Origin of the sequence: Acinetobacter sp. YH01007, assembly GCF_013420425.1 — a bacterium.
Classification (GTDB): domain Bacteria; phylum Pseudomonadota; class Gammaproteobacteria; order Pseudomonadales; family Moraxellaceae; genus Acinetobacter; species Acinetobacter towneri.
Genome location: NZ_VOYC01000046.1, coordinates 1 through 1,280 on the forward strand (window position 1 = coordinate 1; position 1,280 = coordinate 1,280).

Annotated in this window: 1 protein-coding gene; it reads left to right on the plus strand. The window is 44.3% G+C overall.

What is annotated here, in order from left to right; translation table 11 throughout:
• On the plus strand, positions 1-1,226 hold a 1,226-nt coding region (locus tag FTT74_RS13805), incomplete at its 5' end, for an ISNCY family transposase (protein WP_179989181.1).
• Between the last annotated feature and the right edge of the window lie 54 nt (positions 1,227-1,280).

Consider the following 1,280-nt stretch of genomic DNA (forward strand, 5'->3'; position numbering starts at 1 on the left):
CCCGTCAAATTACCCGGTTATTGCAGAAGCTCAATCAAGATGGTGTTTCAGGTCTGGCTCATGCCAGTCGTGGTCAACCTGGCCATCGTCGCCATGATGACTTGTTAAAAGCAAAGTGCCTTTCCATTATTTCTGAACATCTGCTGGGCTTTGGGCCCACCTTGGCGCATGAGAAGCTCAGCAGCATGTTTGAGCTGAATATTCCTGTGGAAACAGTTCGTCGCTGGATGACTGCCAATGAGCTCTGGATTCCGCGATCCAAGCGTCTGAAACGTCCATATCAGCCTAGATATAACCGTGATTGCTTCGGTGAACTGATCCAGATTGATGGCTCCTATCATGACTGGTTTGAAGGACGATCCGCCAAATGCTGTTTGCTGGTTTATATCGATGACGCCACTGGAAAGCTGTTGCATCTGCGCTTTTGTGAGGCTGAAACGACCTTCGACTATATGCTTTCCACGAGAGCCTACATTAAGCAATATGGCAAGCCTTTGGCCTTTTATAGCGATAAACACTCAGTATTCCGAGTGAATCAGAAATCGAGCCAAGACAGCAAGATCACGCAATTTGGGCGGATTCTGAATGAGTTAAACATCGATATTATTTTTGCCAACTCACCACAGGCCAAAGGACGTGTGGAACGTGCTAACAGGACACTTCAGGATCGTCTGATCAAAGAGATGCGTCTGGAAGGCATCAGTTCGATTGCTGAAGCCAATGCTTGGCTACCCTGCTTCATTGAGCAGTTCAATCAGAAGTTCGCCAAGTGTGCGCGTAACTCAAAGAATTTACATCGACCATTAACCGAATCTGATCTTGAACTGGATGATATTTTTACCTGGCAGGAACCACGTAAGGTCACCAAGAATCTAACCCTGACGTATGACAAATGTATTTATATGCTTGAACCGACTGAATTGAACCAGAAATTAGTTGGACAATACATTTCATTTCTGGAGTACCCGGATGGCACTGTTGCGATCATGTATGAAGGACGGAAGATCAACTACAGTATCTTCAATAAACTGACTGGACTGCAGCAGAATGAAGTGGTTGAGAATAAACGGTTAGGCGCAGTTCTGGCCCATATCCAACAACAGCATGAAGAGTTGGAAAAACAGAATAAACGTTCCCGTGCCAAGAAAAGTATGCCGAGTCGTAAAGCTCAGAAAGCTAGCAATGAACAAAGAAATTTAAATCCTGTTCTTGACTCTTGCAGTTAAAAACAGGACATTTTAAATGGTTTATCGCATAGACATTTTAATTGGTGAATAACA